Here is an 18,560-nt window from a genome sequence, read left to right on the forward strand (position 1 = left end):
GGTGGGGGCTAGAGAAATAGCACATCAAGAGGACGAGGACAATTCAACTCCCGAAATAAGTTATAATGATGAAGGACAAAAGATTGTGAAGTACCGGCGTCATGGATATAACATAACAGCAACCGTTTTGAACCAGCCCTCACAAGAAGCGATTAAAGCAGCCAACAAGGTATACAATGAGTTATTCTATAAATTCAATCCACAAGACCTCGTTTGAGGTCTTTTAGTTTTCTTATGAAATGGTTATATTGAAAGTGTAAGAATGAATACAAGTCTTTGGGAGGTTTAACGATGAGAGAGTTTATTGAAGGCAAGGAACGGAAGGCTAACCGCTTAATAAATGAAAAGTCCCCCTATCTGCTGCAGCATGCTTATAACCCAGTGGATTGGATGGCTTGGGGCCCCGAAGCCTTTCAAAAAGCCTCTCGGGAGGGTAAACCTGTATTTTTGTCAGTAGGCTATTCCTAGTGAGGCTTAAGTCAACTTGCCATTGGTGCCATGTAATGGGGAGAGAATCTTTCGAGGATGAAGAAGTGGCTGAGGTATTAAACCGGGATTATGTATCCATTAAGGTGGATCGTGAAGAACGTCCAGATGTGGATCATATCTATATGTCCATCTGCCAGACGATGACGGGGCATGGAGGCTGGCCACTGACGATATTGATGACGCCGGATCAGAAACCTTTTTTTGCGGGGACGTATTTGCCCAAGGAGCAGAAGTTTGGCCGTGTCGGACTGTTGGAGCTGCTTGGCAAGGTGGGTACCCGGTGGAAAGAACAGCCGGAAGAGCTGGTGGAGTTGAGTGAGCAGGTACTGATCGAGCATGAGCGGCAGGACTTGCTTGCGGGTTATCGGGGTGAACTGGATGAACAGAGCTTGACTAAAGCTTTCCATGAATACAGCCACACCTTCGATAAGGAATATGGCGGCTTCGGGGAAGCACCCAAGTTTCCTTCTCCGCATAACCTGTCTTTTTTGCTGCGATATGCACAGCATACGGGGAATCAACAGGCACTGGAAATGGCAGAGAAGACGCTGGATGCGATGTCCCGGGGCGGAATCTACGACCATATAGGCATGGGGTTCTCACGATACTCCGTCGATGAGAAGTGGTTGGTGCCGCATTTTGAAAAAATGCTATATGACAATGCTCTGTTGGCCATCGCGTATACAGAGGCTTGGCAGGTGACAGGCAAGGAACTGTACCGACGGATTACAGAACAAATCTTTACATATATCGCAAGGGACATGACGGATGCAGGTGGTGCCTTTTATTCGGCGGAGGATGCGGATTCCGAAGGAGAAGAGGGGAGATTCTATGTCTGGGACGACTCTGAGGTAAAGGCTGTACTAGGCGATAAGGATGCCGCCTTTTTCAACGATTTGTATGGGATTACACCTTACGGCAATTTTGAAGGTCACAACATTCCAAACCTGATTGATATCAATCTGGAAGCCTATAGGATCAAGCATGACTTGACTGAGCAGGAACTGGAGCAGCGGGTTAGTGAGCTACGGGCCAAGCTGTTTGCTGCCAGAGAACAACGGGTTCATCCTCACAAAGATGACAAGATTTTGACCTCGTGGAACGGATTGATGATTGCTGCACTGGCGAAGGCAGGACAAGCTTTTGGAGACACGAGATATACAGAGCAAGCTCAGAAAGCGGAGACGTTTTTGTGGAACCATTTGAGACAGGAGGACGGACGGCTGTTGGCGCGTTATCGGGACGGCGAGGCAGCTTATCCCGGTTATGTGGATGATTATGCTTTTTATGTGTGGGGCTTGATCGAGCTATATCAGGCGACCTTCGATGTACAATATCTGCAACGGGCATTGACGCTCAATCAAAATATGATCGATTTGTTCTGGGATGAGGAACGGGACGGATTATTCTTTTATGGGTCAGATAGTGAGCAGCTCATTGCCAAGCCTAAAGAAATTGATGACGGAGCCATTCCGTCAGGTAACAGCATTGCGGCCTATAATTTTGTGCGGCTTGCGCGGCTAACGGGTGAATCTGGATTGGAGAACTATGCAGCCAAGCAGTTTAAGGCTTTTGGCGGTATGGTTGCTCATTACCCGTCAGGCCACTCCGCGTTGCTCAGCGCGTTGTTGTATGCGACGGGAACGACGAAGGAGATTGTGATTGTGGGTCACAGGGATGATCCGCAGACCGTACAGTTCATTCAGGCGGTTCGAGCTGGGTTCAGGCCGAATACGGTCGTTATTTTGAAGGATGAAGGACAGTCGGAGATTGCAGAGACGGCTCCTTATATCCGTGATTATGATCTTGTGGAAGGCAAATCAGCCGTATATGTGTGTGAGCATTTTACCTGTCAGGCACCTGTTACCAGGCTCGAAGATCTGAAGGTGTTGTTGGATTAGAACTGAATAAAGCGATCGAACTTAATCCCCTTGGGAGTAGAAAATATATGGCGATTTTCAAAAATGACCCTATGTTTGCTACCTTCAGGGGGATTATTTTCATGTTAAGTGGTAGGTATAGTGAGATGAAACTAACACTTTCTTAACATCTATACTGCATTTTTTTTAATATTTTTTAGGTATATTATATCAAAGAACCGGTTCCGACCAGCCTTGCTGTTTTCGAAAATAAGTACATATACCTATTTAACTAGCGTGTTTATATCTTTTATGTCCAAGCGTTTTAGCAGCAGATGTGAAAAATGTGAAAGAGAGTCTGTCGGGTGATTGTCGTCATCGGCAAGACGAAGAGGTTCGCTATAGGTTGGGAAATCCAGGTAATGAAATGGAGATGTTTATTAATGAAGAAGTTATCGGGGAAAAAGTGGCTAGTCGCAAGGATGCTCAGCAAAAATTTTAAAACGAAGCTAATGGTCGCCTTTATTGCATTTTTGATTTTACCGTCCATGATCGTGGGGGCTTTGTCGTTTATAAGCGCGAGTCAGCAGATTCGAAACCAGATTGAAGAAAGTGCCGAGCAGGCTATTGTCCGCACTAATTTTATTATTGATAGTACTATTGAACCCAAGGTACATGACACAGACTATTTTGCAGAAAGACTAAAAGGCAATCGGGTAGAGACGGAGGAACAAGCGGCGAATTTGGAAGAATTCTTTAAGCAATATATTGTACTCCATCCTGAAACAGAATCCATTTATTATGGTACGAAGGACGGCAAAGTTACAACCTATCCACCAAAGCAATTACCAGATAATTATGATCCACGTATTAGATCATGGTATGAAGAAGCAATAAAGGGAAATACAAAGACAGTGATTAGTTCACCTTATCTTTCGGCAGACTCAAAGCAGATGACGGTTACGGTGTCCAGAGCTACCCCAGATGGATCAGGTGTTATTGGCATTGACCTGAAAATCAGTGGTATTAAAGATACATTGAATAATATTAAAGTAGGCCGTGAGGGTTATACCATTTTGCTGGATAGCAACCATACTTACATTGTTCATCCGACGAAGGAAGTAGGCGCCAAGATTACAGATATTGAATCACGCATGTTTCAGAGTGATACTGGTGAATACGAGTATGAGTATGAGGGCCAGCTCAAATATATGAACTATGCGACTAACAAGCTGACTGGCTGGAAGATAGGCGGAACGCTGTATTTGTCTGAAGTCGATGATGCAGCAGGACCGATTTTGATCAGCACTTTACTAACCATTGTCGGTTGTCTTGTGATTGGTATTATCATTGTTTATTTCCTGATCCGTTCCATCATCAAACCGATTTTAAAGTTAAAAGAACAAGCGGTAAATGTGAGCGCCGGAGATCTCACACAGGACATTCAAGTAAAGAGCGAGGACGAGATCGGAGAATTAGGAGTGGCTTTTCAAAATATGCAGAATAACTTGCGATCTGTCATTCAGAACGTAGGGAACAGTGCAGATCATGTCACAATTTCTTCCAATGAACTGACAATAAGCGCGGAACAAACCAGTGCTGCAAGTGAGCAGGTGTCCCAGGCTGTACAAGAAATTGCCAGTGGTGCAGAGAAGCAGACTACAGGGCTGGAAAATAATTCGGTGGCCCTGGATGAAATTGCACAAGGGATCACCCAAATTGCTGAACGATCGATTTCGGTAGCTGATTTGGCCAAACGATCTGCCTTGCAAGCCGAGGAAGGACGAAAGTCTGTTGAGCAGACAGGCGAGCAAATGAATTCCATTCATCAATCAGTAGAGCGTTCCAACCAGATGATTCAAACCTTGCAAGCCCGCTCTCATGAAATCGGTGAAATTACGAAGGTTATCGGCGATATCTCCAATCAGACAAACCTGCTGGCATTGAATGCAGCTATTGAGGCAGCCAGAGCGGGCGATCATGGAAAAGGCTTTGCCGTCGTTGCTGATGAGGTGCGTAAGCTGGCAGAGCAGTCTCAGACATCCGCCACACAGATTGCCACCTTGATTGCCGAAATTCAGCATGAAACCGAAACAACAGTGAAGACGATGGACAGGGTCACGACTGAGGTGCAGGATGGACTACAGATTTCCAAAGCAACCATTGTCAAGCTGGGTTATGCGATGGAAGGCATTCGAGAGACAACACCTCAGGTAGAGGAGGTCGCTGCGATTGCAGAGCAAATATCAGCCAGTGTACAAGAAATCGCAGCGACAGCCAACGAGCTGGCGACGATTGCAACCGGTAATGCCGCCACATCTGAGGAAGTTGCTGCCTCCTCACAAGAGCAACTGGCTTCCATGGAGGAAATATCAGCTTCAGCACAGTTGCTTTCGACGATGGCTGCTGATTTGAAGATGATGATCAGTCGTTTCAAATATTAAAACGAGCTTGAACCTTATGGAATCTATAGTACAATGAATGCTCGGGACAGTTCTTTAAGCCTTATGGCATAAGGAATCTGTCCTGAGTTTTTTTGTGTTTTTAATATATTATAAAAAATGGAAGATTATAGGGGGTGAACACTTGGTTCGAGATTTAGTGCTATGTGCTATCGTGATTTTATTGTTAGTTTTGGTTTTTCAGCGTCAACTTGTTCGTCAGGCGATCACAGGTGTATTTTATGGAGGAGCGGGAATTTTGTTCTTATGTTTTGGCATAAGCGATAAAACACCGTTGACCTGCGTGCTAGAGTTAGGGATGGGTCTAATGTTCATGACTCTGTTTGTGCACACTTTAACCACCGCTAAGTATACATATGGACAACGTTTGTTAAACAAAGACCGTGATCTGCTGAATTTACTAGGTGTTCAACCTGGCTTTACCTTCAAGCTGGAGAAAAGCGGTAATGAATTTTATTATAGGCTGCTTGAAGGTGAATTGCTGGAGCGCGTGGGTCTGAATATGCAAGTCAACTACAATAAAAGGGAGCATGTGAAGCGTCTTGGGGACATTTTGGAGCTTTCCTCTGAAACGATGGAGCAGCTTTGCCAATACTACAAACAGGCCTGGTTCGGTGATCGGACCGTATTTGAATTGGAGTTTTGGGAATATTCAGCTCTCATTACCTTACATCCGGTTATGGAGGACGGGATTACTAGGCATGTTATCGGTCACGTGTTGGACATTACGGAGTATAAAGCCTCAGAGCAGAAAAGAAAGGAGATGGACGAGGCTAACCGTGCGAAAAGCATTTTTTTGGTTCATATGAGTCACGAAATCCGCACCCCGCTGAATGGAATCATCGGTCTGTCAAAGCTGTTAAATAAGACTGAACTGACTGCCGTTCAAAGAGATTACCTCCACAAGCTTCTCACTTCCTCTCGTACCCTTTCATCCATGCTCAGTAACGTATTGGACTTTTCCAAAATGGAAGCCGGCAGTCTGGAACTGGAAAAGGTAGAATTCGAGCCGGAAAAAATGCTTCGGCATCTCGCAGATACCGTTGGAACTTTGCTAGAAGATAAGGAAATAGAGGTCGTATTTATAACGGACCCGGCGTTACCGAAAAGCTTTAAGGGAGACCCGCTTCGAATGGAGCAGGTGCTTTCAAATCTTCTGACCAACGCCATCAAGTTTACGGATCAGGGACATGTATTGTTACAGGTAAAAATGCTAAGTCAGCAGGAAGGGCGAGTAGGCGTTTCTTTTATGGTAGAAGATACGGGCATAGGAATTTCCGAGACGTGTATGGACAAGCTATTCGTCCCTTTTATCCAGGCGAGTACATCAACCAGCCGCAGATATGGGGGCTCTGGGCTGGGTTTGGCCATTAGCAAGCATTTGGCTGAAGCTATGGGGGGGAAAGTAGAGGTGAAAAGCCGATTAGGAGAGTACAGTCAATTTCACTTTAATGTCGAGCTGGAAACTGGGGAATTGAATGCAGGAAGTACACGAATAGAAAAACAAATCAAAGGCAAAGCCTTAATTGTTGCGCAGCATGAACTGGTGAGATACAGCTTGAACGAACTACTGCAAGACTTGGGATTAAAACCTTTCACTATTTCATCCTTCCAAGAAAGTGTGGATGCTTTTCAAAAGGGTGAGCATTTTGATTATGTTATCATTGATATGGGGATGGAAGGTTTGAGAGAACTGGACTCCCGGAGGCAGTGGCTTCAAATGCTGGATAAGCAGATAACTCAGATCATTGGACTTACAACCGTGTTTCAGATGGAAAAAATAGCTGCAGGGGACATGGATCATAGTGTGGATGCCTTTTTGTCCAAGCCCGTTACCCGGAACGCTCTGCTGGAGGTTCTCTGCTGGAAGAAGGAAGATTCAGTGCCTGCAGATGGTAATACTCTGGAGACTCATGCGACGATGAGTTCCCGCAATGAGATAGGGGATACAACACAAAAGTATCAAATTCTCATAGCAGAGGATAACGAAATTAACCAGGTGGTGATTACCGAGTTTTTAGCAGAGCGTAACTTTGAGGTAACGATGGTCACAAACGGAAGGGAACTAATAGCGTTACTTGAACTGCGTTACTGGGATATGGTGCTGCTTGATTTGCATATGCCAGAGATGGATGGTTTTGAGACGGCGAGACATATTCGGAGAAACAAAGCTTTTAACAGGCTTCCCATTATCGCTTTTACCGCTGATGCTGTGCAGCATGAACAGGAAGTTTGTCTTCGTGCCGGTATTAATGCCGTGTTGCTCAAGCCTGTCCATGAACTGACCGCTGCTAGAGTGTTAACTAGCTGGATTAATTTAGCGTGGCTGCAAGATTTACATGGTATTCACGCTGAGCAGTCGATAGCAGGTATGGATGGCAAGGTGTATATTTTTCAATTTGCCCTTTACAAATGGATACAGGAATACCAGTATCTCGATAAAAGAGTTGTGAGAAAAATGGACAATGGACAGTTATCTTCTGCTCTTCGATTAATCCACTCGCTTAAGGGAGGAACGGGGAACCTGTGCGCGCCTGAGTTGCTGGCAAAGGTTATAGAGCTGGAAAAGGCATTGAAGCGCAGCAATGAAACCTCAACAGGAGAACTGTATCCAGACTGGAAAGAGCATCTGAGCGCGGTTCAGAAGGATATTAACCAAATCAAGTCATCACTTCCTTGGAGCTGACCGTGTTATTGCATAAATTTGTAGCCGATTCCCCAGATGGTCTTAATCAATTGCGGTTTCTTAGGGTCTTTTTCGATTTTTCTGCGTAAATGGTTAATATGTACGTCCACGGCCCTCTCGTTAATAAAGGAGTCTGTGCCACGGAGAGCCTGAATTAAAGCATACCTGCTGAATACAATTCCTCGGTTCAAATAAAAAAGCTTCATAAGCTCAAATTCTGAATATGTTGTCTCCACATTTTGTCCGTTAACGGTAATCATTCTTCTCGCTAGATCCAAAGTAATGCCCGTTTCAGGTTCAGGTGCTCTGCCACTTCCTTGTAAGCGCGTGATTTCAATACGACGAAAAAGAGCCTCCATCCGTGCTTTTAGCTCTTGCATACTAAAAGGCTTGCAAATATAATCATCTGCTCCCAACGTAAGTGTACGAATGCGCTCTGATATGTTGTTTTCTGTAGAAATCACGATGATGGGGACGTCCGTATGCTTGCGTATCAGTGGGCAGGGATTCACGCCATCCAAATCTGGAAGCAGCAGATCCAGCAAAATAATATCGGGCTGTACGACCTTAAGCCTTGCAATACCCTCAGACGCTTGTTCCACTCGAGTAACGTTGTAGTCTTCTCCTGTTAAATACAAGGAAAGGGTATCTCCCAGCATATTGTCATCTTCAATAATCAAAACATTAGACATGATCATATTTCCTTATCTTTCTATCAAATTCGAGCCAAATAGTTAGGATAACTGCAATGTTTACAACAAGTTTTGACAGGTTCTGTTGATAGAGTAAACTCCTTTGGACAGTCTGTCAAAAGATCAGGTTTGTTGTGACAATCCTGTGGACAATTAGTCCAGATGTATATCTATTTGATATGGAAATGTACTATTTTTGAGATTTATCACTATAATACGACATTTTTCGTTTTATTTTAACAATATACTACAAGCCGCTGATGATAAATTACAAAAATTTAACAAAACACCTCAGAAACATGCATTGACTTAAATGAAAATTATGGTATTTTATTACATAGGAGTTGACATCCTCTGATAGGCCTCTTAGAAAAACCCACTATTTAATCTTCTACTTATCTACTCTCATGTGCTATCTCTGTATTTAATTTTAGTACTTTAATTGTTCTTGTAATCGTACTCATGATTCTTTGGTGTGGATATCCCATTATGAATTCAGACTGTCTTCTCATTTAGATTACATATTTACACTTTTTTGCTTTCCATGCTTGTATGTTTTTAAAATCAGGTCAGCGGGAGGACGAGAGATCATGAACACATTCGAAGCGCTGGAGTCCAATGTAAGATCCTATTGCAGAAGTTTTCCAGTTGTATTCAACAAAGCTAAAAACGATGTACTGTACACGGAGACAGGCAAGGGTTACATTGACTTTTTTGCCGGGGCTGGGGCTTTGAACTATGGGCATAATAATGATTTTATGAAAAACCGGTTATTGGATTATTTAACATCCGATCGGATTATGCATGGTCTGGATATGTACACGACGGCCAAGCAAGAGTTTATGGAGTCTTTTTCAGAGCGTATTCTCCAGCCCAAGGGCTTGAATTATAAGCTGCAATTTTGCGGACCGACCGGAACCAATGCGGTGGAAGCAGCACTGAAACTTGCACGCAAGGTGAAAAACAGAAATGGTATTTTTGCCTTTATGGGTGCGTTCCACGGAATGTCGCTGGGTAGTTTATCGATTACCAGCAACACCTCCATGCGAGAGAGCGCAGGGGTTCCCCTGAACAATGTTACCTTTATACCTTATAACAGCACATTTAACGGAATGGATACCATTTTGTATATGGAGCAGCTTTTAACAGACACCCATTCAGGTGTGGAAAAGCCTGCCGCGATCATTTTGGAAACGGTACAGGCTGAAGGCGGCATTCATATTGCAGATACCGAATGGCTGCGTGATTTGCGACAGTTGTGCGATGATCATGATATTTTGCTTATTGTGGACGATATTCAAGTCGGTTGCGGTCGAGTTGGTTCGTTCTTCTCATTCGAGCGGGCGGGAATCGTTCCTGATATGGTTGTTTTGTCCAAGTCGATCAGTGGATACGGTTTGCCCATGTCTCTATTGCTGCTCAAGCCAGAATTGGATATATGGAGTCCGGGTGAGCATAACGGCACTTTCCGTGGAAATCAGCTTGCTTTTGTCGGGGCAAAGGCTGCGCTGGAGTTCAGAGATACGGTAGAGCTGGAAGCACAAGTGAAGGAAAAAGAGGCTTTTGTTCAGCAGTTCTTGCGTGAACAAATCCAATCCATAGATCCTCTTATTGAAATTCGCGGCATGGGATTGATCTGGGGGATTGATGTATCTCATCTGGGAGAAGCGTTCGCCAAGGAGGTAACGACTCTCTGCTTTAGTAGGGGACTCATTGTTGAGCGTGCTGGACGTAACGATACAGTAATTAAAATTATGCCAGCGTTAACGATAAGCTTGGAAAACTTGCGTAAGGGCTGCGACATCATTAAAGAAAGCATGGCACAGGTAACCAGTACCTTGGTTACGATGTAATCAATCAGTAAAGCCCCTTGGTTGGAGCTGCCGTCTGCTGTAAAGCAGGTATGACAGGCGCCGTCCAAGGGGCTTTCTAGTAAAAAATTAAGAAATAACTGTTTGCGCGTATTTTTGTGCGGATTGGTCTAGTTGCTCATCGGTCAGTACTGCAGCACCATATTGTACGAAATAAGGGAGCAATTTGACACCAATCATATGGCCTGTAGCTTCCAGAGGTCTCAGTAGCTCTTCGATCGTATACCTATTCCGTCCGTCATGTTGATAGTTTTCCTCAACACTGGCAGCAGACAAGGCAATCAACAACTCTTTGCCCTGTAGCTTGCCACCTTCGCTCCCATAAGCCCAGCCGTAGGTTAGAACCTTATCCAGCCATTTTTTCAGTAGGGAAGGAGTGCTGTACCAGTAAAAAGGAAATTGCAGAACGATACGGTCATGCTGCTCTAGCAGTTCCTGCTCCTGGGCGACATTGATTTGCTCATCCGGATATACTTCATACAGGTTGTGAACGGTCACGCCGGATTGTTTCTTGAGTTCTTGCACCCATCTTTTGTTAATTCGAGATTCCGCAAGATCAGGGTGAACGACAATAACGAGGGTTGGCATACAAAAATCATCTCCTTAGACTTATTTTTAGTAAGTAAATAACCAATACATATGTAACTATTTTAGTTTCAACTTATGGAGTTGTCAACTCTATTACATTTTAAGCTCTATATTCAAAAGACTCCGGCAAGCTCATGCCGGAGTCTCATCAAATGAAGTGTTTTTACATTAAGCGATATGATTAAGAGCAACAATTTTGTTTTTCCCGGAGCGCTTAGCTTGGTACAGATAGTCATCTGCTTGCTGAAAAAATACATCTTTATCTTTGTTCATTTCCTCTGTATAGCTTTTCAGTCCAATGCTTACGGTTACAGAAACGATTTGCAATTTCTCATGAAAGGTCATTTTCTCCACTTCACGCCGGATGTTTTCGACGATCTGATAAGCTTCTTCGAAAGTATGCTCGAACATCAAAATAGCAAATTCCTCACCGCCATAGCGAGCTGCAATGTCATTTGCGGTAATCTGTTCTGTAATGATTTGCGAGATGCCTTCCAAAATTTTATCTCCGAACTGGTGTCCGTAAGTGTCATTGATCTTCTTGAAATTATCAATATCCACTAACGCCAGATGGATGATCGCTCCTTGTTCGGCATATTCGAGTGCTTTTTCATAAAAGTTTTGAAAGGACAAATGATTGTACAGCTTTGTCAAACCATCAGTCATTGACATTTTGCTGATAATCGCATTACTGATCATTAATTCCTGTTGGGCACGCTTTGTTTTATACAAATCCACTAACAAATCGCGGCCGCTGGCCTGAATAATGAGAGCAATAAAGGTGGACATAATCAAAAAGGTTGGAATCGCCACAATATCAAAGTCTGACAAATAGCTGCGGAATGATCCATCTGCTGCCAGCAACAGAAAAAAGACGACCACTTGCAATACAAAGGAAAGCCATATTAAGCGACGATTGAAGAACAGAATAGAAGAGAAAATAGGCAACAAACATAGCGCAGGAATAATCCGGATATCATAATTTAGGCGAATAATCATCCAGCAAATGACGGTGCTTGCCATAAACAGGATCGCAAAAGAATACCTGTTAAATTTAAAATGAGCCAACTCTGCCAGTAAGTTGGAACCACTCATGATTAGCGTAGGAACAATCAGGGTTCCGACGTAAAATTCATAAGGCGAAGCGGCGTAATCAAGAAATAAGTAGCTGCCCAGCTGGACGATAAAATGTACAGCTATAATCATCCAATACAGTAATAACATTTTGCGTACCCAGTGGGCTTGCTTTGTTTTGTAATCCATGGTTTGAGTAAGCCGTTTTGTCTTGTTCATGATGTCACCACACTTAATGTATCTTTAGCCATCCTCGTATTATAAGATACTATGTGATGAAGTTGAAGCTAATTTTTTTGAAGGCCATGAACTTGTTAGCCTAGTAACACTTTTACTTGGTGGATAGCCCCGTCCGCTGCAACCGGCAGAATATTATTCGTTAGGAGGGTACCGTCTACAGTAAGCGTAGCTACACCCTTGGAGACATGCTGTGGATTCGTGATATGGATCACGTAGGTATCGCCACGGAAGACGCGGGTGACTATGAATTCGTCCCAGGCTGTAGGAATGCACGGGTCAATACGCAGACCGTCCCATTCCGGCTGGATACCGAGGATGGATTGAGTAATAGCTATAAAATTCCACGCCGCTGTACCCGTCAGCCAGGAATTTTTGGCTTCGCCTTCACGAACAGCATCCTTGCCCGCAATCATTTGAGCATACACATACGGCTCGGTGCGGTGAATGTCGCTGATGTCCTCCAGATAGGCAGGTGCAATTTTGCTATATAGCTCAAAAGCGCGATCTCCACGTCCTATTACGGCTTCCGCCATCATAATCCACGGGTTATTGTGGCAGAAAATACCGGCATTTTCCTTATACCCGGGAGGGTAAGATGAGATTTCGCCCAGATTGATGTGGTAACGGGAATAAGATGGATGTTGCAGCACGATGCCGTAGGGAGTTTCCAGTCGATCACGTGTAGAATCGAGAGCTTTATGTGCCAAGCCTTCTTCAACACCAATTCCTGCCATGACACAGAAACCTTGAGGTTCAATGAAAATTTGACCTTCCTCACAATCCTTGCTTCCGATTTTGTCTCCATAATGGTCATACGCACGTAAGAACCATTCCCCGTCAAAACCATGCTCCAATGTAGCTGCTCGCATATGATCCACATGGGCTTGAGCTGTGGACGCTTCTGCATCCAAACCTCTGCGCTTGCAGAGCTCAATAAAATCCGGTCCCGTATATACGAATAGTCCGGCGATAAACACGGATTCAGCTACTCGGCCCTCCAAATTCTGTGTTGTCTGATAGGACTCATCGGGTGTAGCGGAAAAACAATTGAGATTCAGACAATCGTTCCAGTCAGCTCGGCCAATGAGTGGAAGACCATGCGGACCAAGATTATTTATTACATGGTAAAAAGAACGCTTCAAATGTTCAAACAGCGTAGCCGCACGCTCTACATTTCCGTCAAAGGGCACTTGTTCGTCCAGTATGCCAAAGTCTCCCGTTTCTTTGATATACGCTGCGGTACCGACAATAAGCCATAACGGATCGTCGTTAAAGCCACCGCCAACCTCGTGGTTTCCTTTTTTGGTTAACGGTTGGTACTGATGATAAGCTCCGCCGTTTTCAAATTGAGTAGAGGCAATGTCGATAATCCGTTCCCGTGCCCGCTCCGGTATTTGGTGGACGAAGCCGAGCAAATCTTGATTTGAATCCCGGAAGCCCATACCACGTCCGATACCAGATTCAAAATACGAAGCTGAACGTGACATATTGAATGTAACCATGCATTGATACGGGTTCCATATGTTTACCATTCGGTTCAGCTTGTCGTCGTGGCTTTGAAGGGTGTACTTGGACAGCAGATTGTTCCAATAGGCTCGGAGTTCACTCAAAGCTTGTTTTACATCGGTTTCATCCGCAAACTGCGCAATCATGGCATGTGCCTGTTTTTTATTAATAACACCGTGGGACTCCCATTTCTCTTCCTCGGGATTTTCCACATAACCGAGTATAAAGTTACAGCTTGTTTCTTTGCCTGGCTCCAGCGTGATCTCAATGCAATGTGATCCGACAGGGGACCATCCGCTGGCAATAGAGTTCGAGGCTTGCCCAGCGGCGACCGTTTGAGGCTGATCTAATCCGTTGTAGAGTCCCAGAAAAGCTTCACGATCTGTATCATAACCCGCTAGCGGACGATTAGCAGAGAAAAAAGCATAGTGATTGCGGCGTTCACGGTATTCCGTTTTGTGATAAATGACAGAGTCCTGTATCTCAACCTCGCCCGTGTTCAAGTTGCGCTGGTAGTTGGTCATATCGTCATAGGCGTTCCACAGACAAAATTCCACGAACGAAAAGAGTTTGATCTTTTTGGTTTGTAACGATGTGTTCTGAAGCTTAACCTGATGGACCTCGCCGTCAAAGGATAGGGGTACAAAAGCCAGCTGAGTGGCTCGAATACCGTTGCGTTCTCCCATAATTGAGGTATAACCAAGTCCATGGCGGCATTCATACTGCTCCAGCTCCCGTTTGACCGGCATCCAGCCTGGAGTCCAATAATCCCCATCATCATAAATATAAAAATAACGACCACCGTTATCGACAGGAATATTATTGTAACGGTAACGGGTTAAGCGACGTAAGCGAGCATCCCGGTAAAATGCATAGCCGCCACTTGTATTGGAAATCAGTCCAAAAAATCGTTCATTACCTAAATAATTAATCCAAGGATAAGGGGTTTGAGGGGTGTGGATGACATATTCTTGATTGACATCATCGAAGAAACCATACTTCATGGCGCAGAACTCCTCTCGATTTGAAAAAATAAAAGGCCCAATACATGATTATATTCAAACATGAAGCCGTTCTTCCTTTAGGAAGATATTCCCCTCTTTATGTAAAATGCGCTTGATTTTCTCAACCTTTCTTCTGGGATTTGCAAAATATTTGAAATGGGTAAATATACCTTTTTATGCTAAAATGAAAAAGTTAGAACTTAGCAAGGCAGGAGGTTGCAAGAATGGCACCTATCACATTATTTTTCATCCCATATGCAGGCGGATCGGCGTCGGTCAGCTTCAAATGGAAAAAGTCGCTACTTCCGCAGATTAAGCTTGTTCCACTGGAATTAGCGGGCAGGGGTATTCGTTCTGGGGAACCGCTTAAGGAAAGCATTGAGGAGATGAGCGAGGATCTGATGCACAAGATCAGCGAAGAGATAGCCCCCGGCAATCCTTATGCCATATACGGCAACAGTATGGGGACGATGATCTCATTCGAGCTGTACTACAAGCTGGTGGCCGGTGGATATGGCAAGCCTGCTCATCTGTTCGTTTCGGGTGGACGGGCACCGCATGTCCCAAGAAATTCCCCGTGGTTACACGATCTGCCCGCAGATCAGTTCAGGACGCATTTGCAGCGGTACGGTCAGCTTTCGGAAGCGATTTTTGGCAATCAGGAATTATACGACTATTTTATGCCCGTGTTAAGAGCGGATTTCAAAGCTGTTGAGTTGTATAAGTACACGGCTAAAGCCGCACTTTTACATTGTCCTATCACCGCTTTGACGGGAATGACCGATAACACGGTGACCTTACAAGATGCGGAGGCATGGGCACAGCATACGGATCAGCAATTTCGTATGTTTACCTTTGAGGGAGGACACTTTTTTATTCATGATGAAGTGGAGCGGATTACGCACATCATCAATGAGACCTTGGAGCAGATTACGGTAACAAGTAGCATACAAAAATAAAAATAAGAGGTGAATTTTAGTGACAGTAGGTGTATTGGCACATTTGTTTGGCAAGTTGCCTTATCGCGAATTGGCTGCAAAGGTAGGCGCAGCGGGCTTTACTCATGTTCAGCTGGCTCCGTGGAGAGCGATCAGTGATGTGGATTTTAATAAACCGGGTAAGTTCAATCCGGGATTGGCACTGTCTATCGCAGAAGAATTTCGTAAGCATGGTGTTTCCATATCGGTGCTCGGGTGCTATTTGCATTTTTTTGTACAGGATGAGGAATTGCTGCGTGAAAATGTAGAGCGCTTTAAAGAGCTGATCCGATATGCGGGTCTGTTAGGAGCACCCATGGTTGCAGCTGAAGTGGGACGTAATGAGGATGGTACCGCCTATACGGAACGTGACTGGAGAGTTGTAAGGGAAGTAGTGCGTGAATTAGCAGATGAAGCGGAGAAGTGGGGCGTATTCGTAGGATTGGAAGCTGCAAACGATCACTTGGTAGGAACTGCCGTAGAGTTGGCTACCTTTCTGGAGGAAGTGCCCTCTTCACACATCGGTGTTGTGATTGATCCTGGTAATCTGCTGAAAACGGAAAATATGGCGCAGCAGGATGAGATCATTCGGGAAGCTTTCCAACTGCTGGGCCCCCGGATTATCGCTGCGCATGCCAAAGACCGGCGTTTGTCATCGTCGGGTGAAATTGAGACGGTGCCGCCGGGTTTTGGAGACATGAACTATGGCCTCTACATGGAACTGCTGGAGCAGTACAAGCCGGGGGTTCATATTATTATGGAAGCTGCTCAGGAGCATGAGATGGCTGAATCCAGACGTTATATCGAAGGACACCGGATAGCCGCTCAGAAAGCGCAACAAGTGCAGACGAAATAATGTATTCTATCATAATACTCAGGAATGCTACGTTAATAATTCGAGAGACTTGGAAGCGCCTCCTTTTCCAAGTCTCTGTTTCTTTACCCTTGTTTAACCCTGCACAACCGCCACGATCACAATGACCCAGCTTGCCAAAAAAGCCAACCCGCCAATGGGGGTGATTGCTCCAAGCTTTTTCACACCGGATATACTAAGGGCATACAGACTACCGGAAAATAGGAGAATACCCACCAGCATAACCCAGCCTGCGGTTACGATGAGAGAAGAATGGACAAGTCTGTCAGCAAGAACTCCAAGCAGCAGCAAACCCAGTCCATGAGCGATTTGATATTGAATTCCTGTCTGGAATATGCTCATCATGTCTGCGGAAAGTCTCTTTTTCAATGCGTGTGCGCCGAACGCTCCAAGCGCTACGGCTAAAAACATCACGATACAACCAAGCAATAGCAAAATTTTCATGTTTTAACGCCTCCCTGTGAAATAGTACCGATTCCAATTGATTTCGTCAATTTTCCTTGTGAAACTCTAAACATATATAATTTTTCGACTCTCATTTGGCGCCTATGTGGCAACGTTCAGGGACGTTTTGTGAAACTGGATAAGGCCGTTACAGGCGCAGATTATTATCTGGAAATCACCTTTGTATATAAACGACAAACGTGTCTGTGGTCTGGAGCCTTAATTGTGAACTGATTGTGGAAATCGCGGGCGGAATGTAGAGCACTGAACTGAATTCATTTCCGTCCGTTTTTTTGTGATCGGATTCGTGGTACACTATGATCGTTACATCATTACATACATGACCGAGGTGACCTGAGACATGAATGACAATTTGGCACAGGCTCTGAATGAGCAAATGAACTTTGAATTTTACTCCGCTCACGTATATCTGGCGATGGCTGCTTATTGTTCCAGTGAAAGTCTGGATGGGTTTGCAAACTTCTTCCTAGTACAAGCTGAGGAGGAACGGTTTCATGCCATGAAACTGTATAAATACATTAATGACCGTAGAGGACGCGCTACATTGGCTGCATTACCAGAGCCCAAAAACAGCTACGATTCCATGCTGGACGTATTTGAGCATGGCTACAAGCATGAGCAGCAAAACACGCAAAAATTTTATCATTTGGCTGACTTGGCCCTCGATGCACGTGAGCATGCAACGATCCATTTCTTGAAATGGTTTATTGATGAGCAAGTCGAGGAGGAAGCGCTGTTCGACAGTGTTATTCAGAAGCTTAAACGCATTGAAAGAGACAGCAACGCCTTTTATATGCTGGACAGCGAGTTTGCCAAACGCAGCTTTACTGCCCCTGCGGAGTAACACTGCAAACATGTTGTGTTTGAAAATGCCTGAGGCATGGACAGCATTTTATTCGCCTAGAAATTAAAGGAGCCCGGCTTTCGGGCTTTTTTGCGTTGACTTTGATTTACCGAATGCCCCTCTTTCGAGGGGATATTGTTATTTTAAATGGAGTTATAGAAAAAATTAATTTGTCGCTGGATGGTGAGCATGCTACAGTTATGTTAACTTTTATATCTGATTAAATAGATAGGAATAATTATATAGTGGTTCACGCGTTTTATAAAAACACTATAAGGAGGCGGGTTAGTATGAGTGAAATCTATCGTCTGGCACTCCAAGAGGACGCAGAAAGATTGCAGTATGTGACGTATGAGGCGTATGAAACAATTCGGCAGTTGGGGCTTCGATGGCCTGCCGCTCAGGCAGACGTTGCTCTCATTCAAGAAAATATTAAAAATAATGATTGCTATGTGCTGGAAGTAGACGGTGTCATTCAGGCTACCGTAAGCCATCTCAAAAATAGAGCCCTTAATTTTATAACCGATCTACCGTTTGTGATGTGGTTTGCTGTAGACCCGGCTACCCAGGGCAAAGGATATGGGAAAAAATTGTTGAATTGGGTAGAGCAAACGATTATACGTGATCAGGTGGGAGCTCCTGCAGTAACACTGGCGACTGCAGAAAAGCATCCCTATTTGCTATCCATGTACGAGCGTTGGGGATATGAACGTATCCATGCTTTTGACCATGGAACAGGGGACGGGACGATGCATTTACTGCGTAAAGTGGTGAATCCTGAATTATTCTCCACTTACATTCGTGAAAAAAATGAAGCCGAGACAGCCAACCAAAATTAGACCCGATCACCCGGAACAGACGAAGCCGATTCGTTCGCTGAAAGGGGCTTGGAGCGAATGAATTTTCAGTTATGATTGATGAATAACGTT

General features: G+C 44.5%; 14 protein-coding genes and 1 pseudogene. 10 read left to right on the top strand and 5 right to left on the bottom strand.

Going from position 1 to position 18,560, the window contains the following annotated elements; translation table 11 throughout:
• Position 1 precedes the first annotated feature (1 nt).
• From ACYCS5_RS27090 to ACYCS5_RS27105, 4 genes and pseudogenes are all read left to right on the top strand, one after another.
• Positions 2-217, top strand: coding sequence for a hypothetical protein (locus ACYCS5_RS27090; RefSeq protein WP_459760437.1), 216 nt, complete (start codon positions 2-4; stop codon positions 215-217).
• Positions 218-291: 74 nt separating this feature from the next.
• Positions 292-2,390, top strand: a pseudogene (locus ACYCS5_RS27095) (thioredoxin domain-containing protein).
• Positions 2,391-2,791: 401 nt separating this feature from the next.
• Positions 2,792-4,792, top strand: a complete 2,001-nt coding sequence (locus tag ACYCS5_RS27100) for a methyl-accepting chemotaxis protein (protein WP_459760438.1) — start codon at positions 2,792-2,794, stop codon at positions 4,790-4,792.
• Between the two features lie 142 nt (positions 4,793-4,934).
• Complete coding sequence (locus ACYCS5_RS27105; RefSeq protein WP_459760439.1) at positions 4,935-7,496, top strand: response regulator; 2,562 nt, start codon at positions 4,935-4,937, stop codon at positions 7,494-7,496.
• A 5-nt stretch (positions 7,497-7,501) separates the two neighbouring features.
• On the opposite strand, the gene ACYCS5_RS27110 is transcribed toward ACYCS5_RS27105, so the two are convergent.
• On the bottom strand, positions 7,502-8,188 hold the full coding sequence (locus tag ACYCS5_RS27110) for a response regulator transcription factor (protein ID WP_029515042.1): 687 nt from the start codon (positions 8,186-8,188) through the stop codon (positions 7,502-7,504).
• Positions 8,189-8,778: 590 nt separating this feature from the next.
• On the opposite strand from ACYCS5_RS27110, the gene ectB reads away from it, so the two are divergent.
• Entirely contained in the window at positions 8,779-10,041 is a 1,263-nt protein-coding gene (ectB, locus tag ACYCS5_RS27115; protein ID WP_341070810.1) for a diaminobutyrate--2-oxoglutarate transaminase, read from the top strand.
• 87 nt (positions 10,042-10,128) lie between these two features.
• Here ectB and ACYCS5_RS27120 read toward each other — a convergent pair whose 3' ends face one another.
• The 3 genes from ACYCS5_RS27120 to ACYCS5_RS27130 all read right to left on the bottom strand — a co-directional run bounded on the left by ACYCS5_RS27120 (position 10,129) and on the right by ACYCS5_RS27130 (position 14,471).
• A complete protein-coding gene (locus tag ACYCS5_RS27120; RefSeq protein WP_029515040.1) occupies positions 10,129-10,647 on the bottom strand; it encodes an NAD(P)H-dependent oxidoreductase in 519 nt (172 codons plus the stop codon).
• Between the two features lie 168 nt (positions 10,648-10,815).
• Positions 10,816-11,940, bottom strand: coding sequence for a GGDEF domain-containing protein (locus ACYCS5_RS27125; RefSeq protein ID WP_430025785.1), 1,125 nt, complete (start codon positions 11,938-11,940; stop codon positions 10,816-10,818).
• 95 nt (positions 11,941-12,035) lie between these two features.
• Complete coding sequence (locus ACYCS5_RS27130) at positions 12,036-14,471, bottom strand: GH36-type glycosyl hydrolase domain-containing protein (protein WP_459760440.1); 2,436 nt, start codon at positions 14,469-14,471, stop codon at positions 12,036-12,038.
• Positions 14,472-14,695: 224 nt separating this feature from the next.
• On the opposite strand from ACYCS5_RS27130, the gene ACYCS5_RS27135 reads away from it, so the two are divergent.
• Both ACYCS5_RS27135 and ACYCS5_RS27140 read left to right on the top strand, forming a co-directional pair.
• Positions 14,696-15,430, top strand: a complete 735-nt coding sequence (locus ACYCS5_RS27135) for a thioesterase II family protein (protein ID WP_459760441.1) — start codon at positions 14,696-14,698, stop codon at positions 15,428-15,430.
• 19 nt (positions 15,431-15,449) lie between these two features.
• The gene (locus ACYCS5_RS27140; protein WP_039275066.1) at positions 15,450-16,304 is read left to right on the top strand and encodes a sugar phosphate isomerase/epimerase family protein; all 855 of its coding nucleotides are present in this window, start codon (positions 15,450-15,452) and stop codon (positions 16,302-16,304) included.
• Positions 16,305-16,397: 93 nt separating this feature from the next.
• Here ACYCS5_RS27140 and ACYCS5_RS27145 read toward each other — a convergent pair whose 3' ends face one another.
• A complete protein-coding gene (locus ACYCS5_RS27145; protein WP_069011139.1) occupies positions 16,398-16,766 on the bottom strand; it encodes a DUF423 domain-containing protein in 369 nt (122 codons plus the stop codon).
• A 129-nt stretch (positions 16,767-16,895) separates the two neighbouring features.
• Here ACYCS5_RS27145 and ACYCS5_RS27150 point away from each other — a divergent pair, with 129 nt between their 5' ends.
• From ACYCS5_RS27150 to ACYCS5_RS27160, 3 genes are all read left to right on the top strand, one after another.
• A complete protein-coding gene (locus tag ACYCS5_RS27150) occupies positions 16,896-17,000 on the top strand; it encodes a hypothetical protein (RefSeq protein WP_459760442.1) in 105 nt (34 codons plus the stop codon).
• Between the two features lie 127 nt (positions 17,001-17,127).
• The gene (locus ACYCS5_RS27155; protein ID WP_039275069.1) at positions 17,128-17,631 is read left to right on the top strand and encodes a ferritin; all 504 of its coding nucleotides are present in this window, start codon (positions 17,128-17,130) and stop codon (positions 17,629-17,631) included.
• 290 nt (positions 17,632-17,921) lie between these two features.
• Positions 17,922-18,470 (top strand): GNAT family N-acetyltransferase, encoded by a 549-nt coding sequence (locus ACYCS5_RS27160; protein WP_029515029.1) that lies wholly within the window; start codon positions 17,922-17,924, stop codon positions 18,468-18,470.
• The last annotated feature ends 90 nt before the right edge of the window (positions 18,471-18,560 follow it).

It is taken from the genome of Paenibacillus sp. SEL3 (assembly GCF_054602585.1).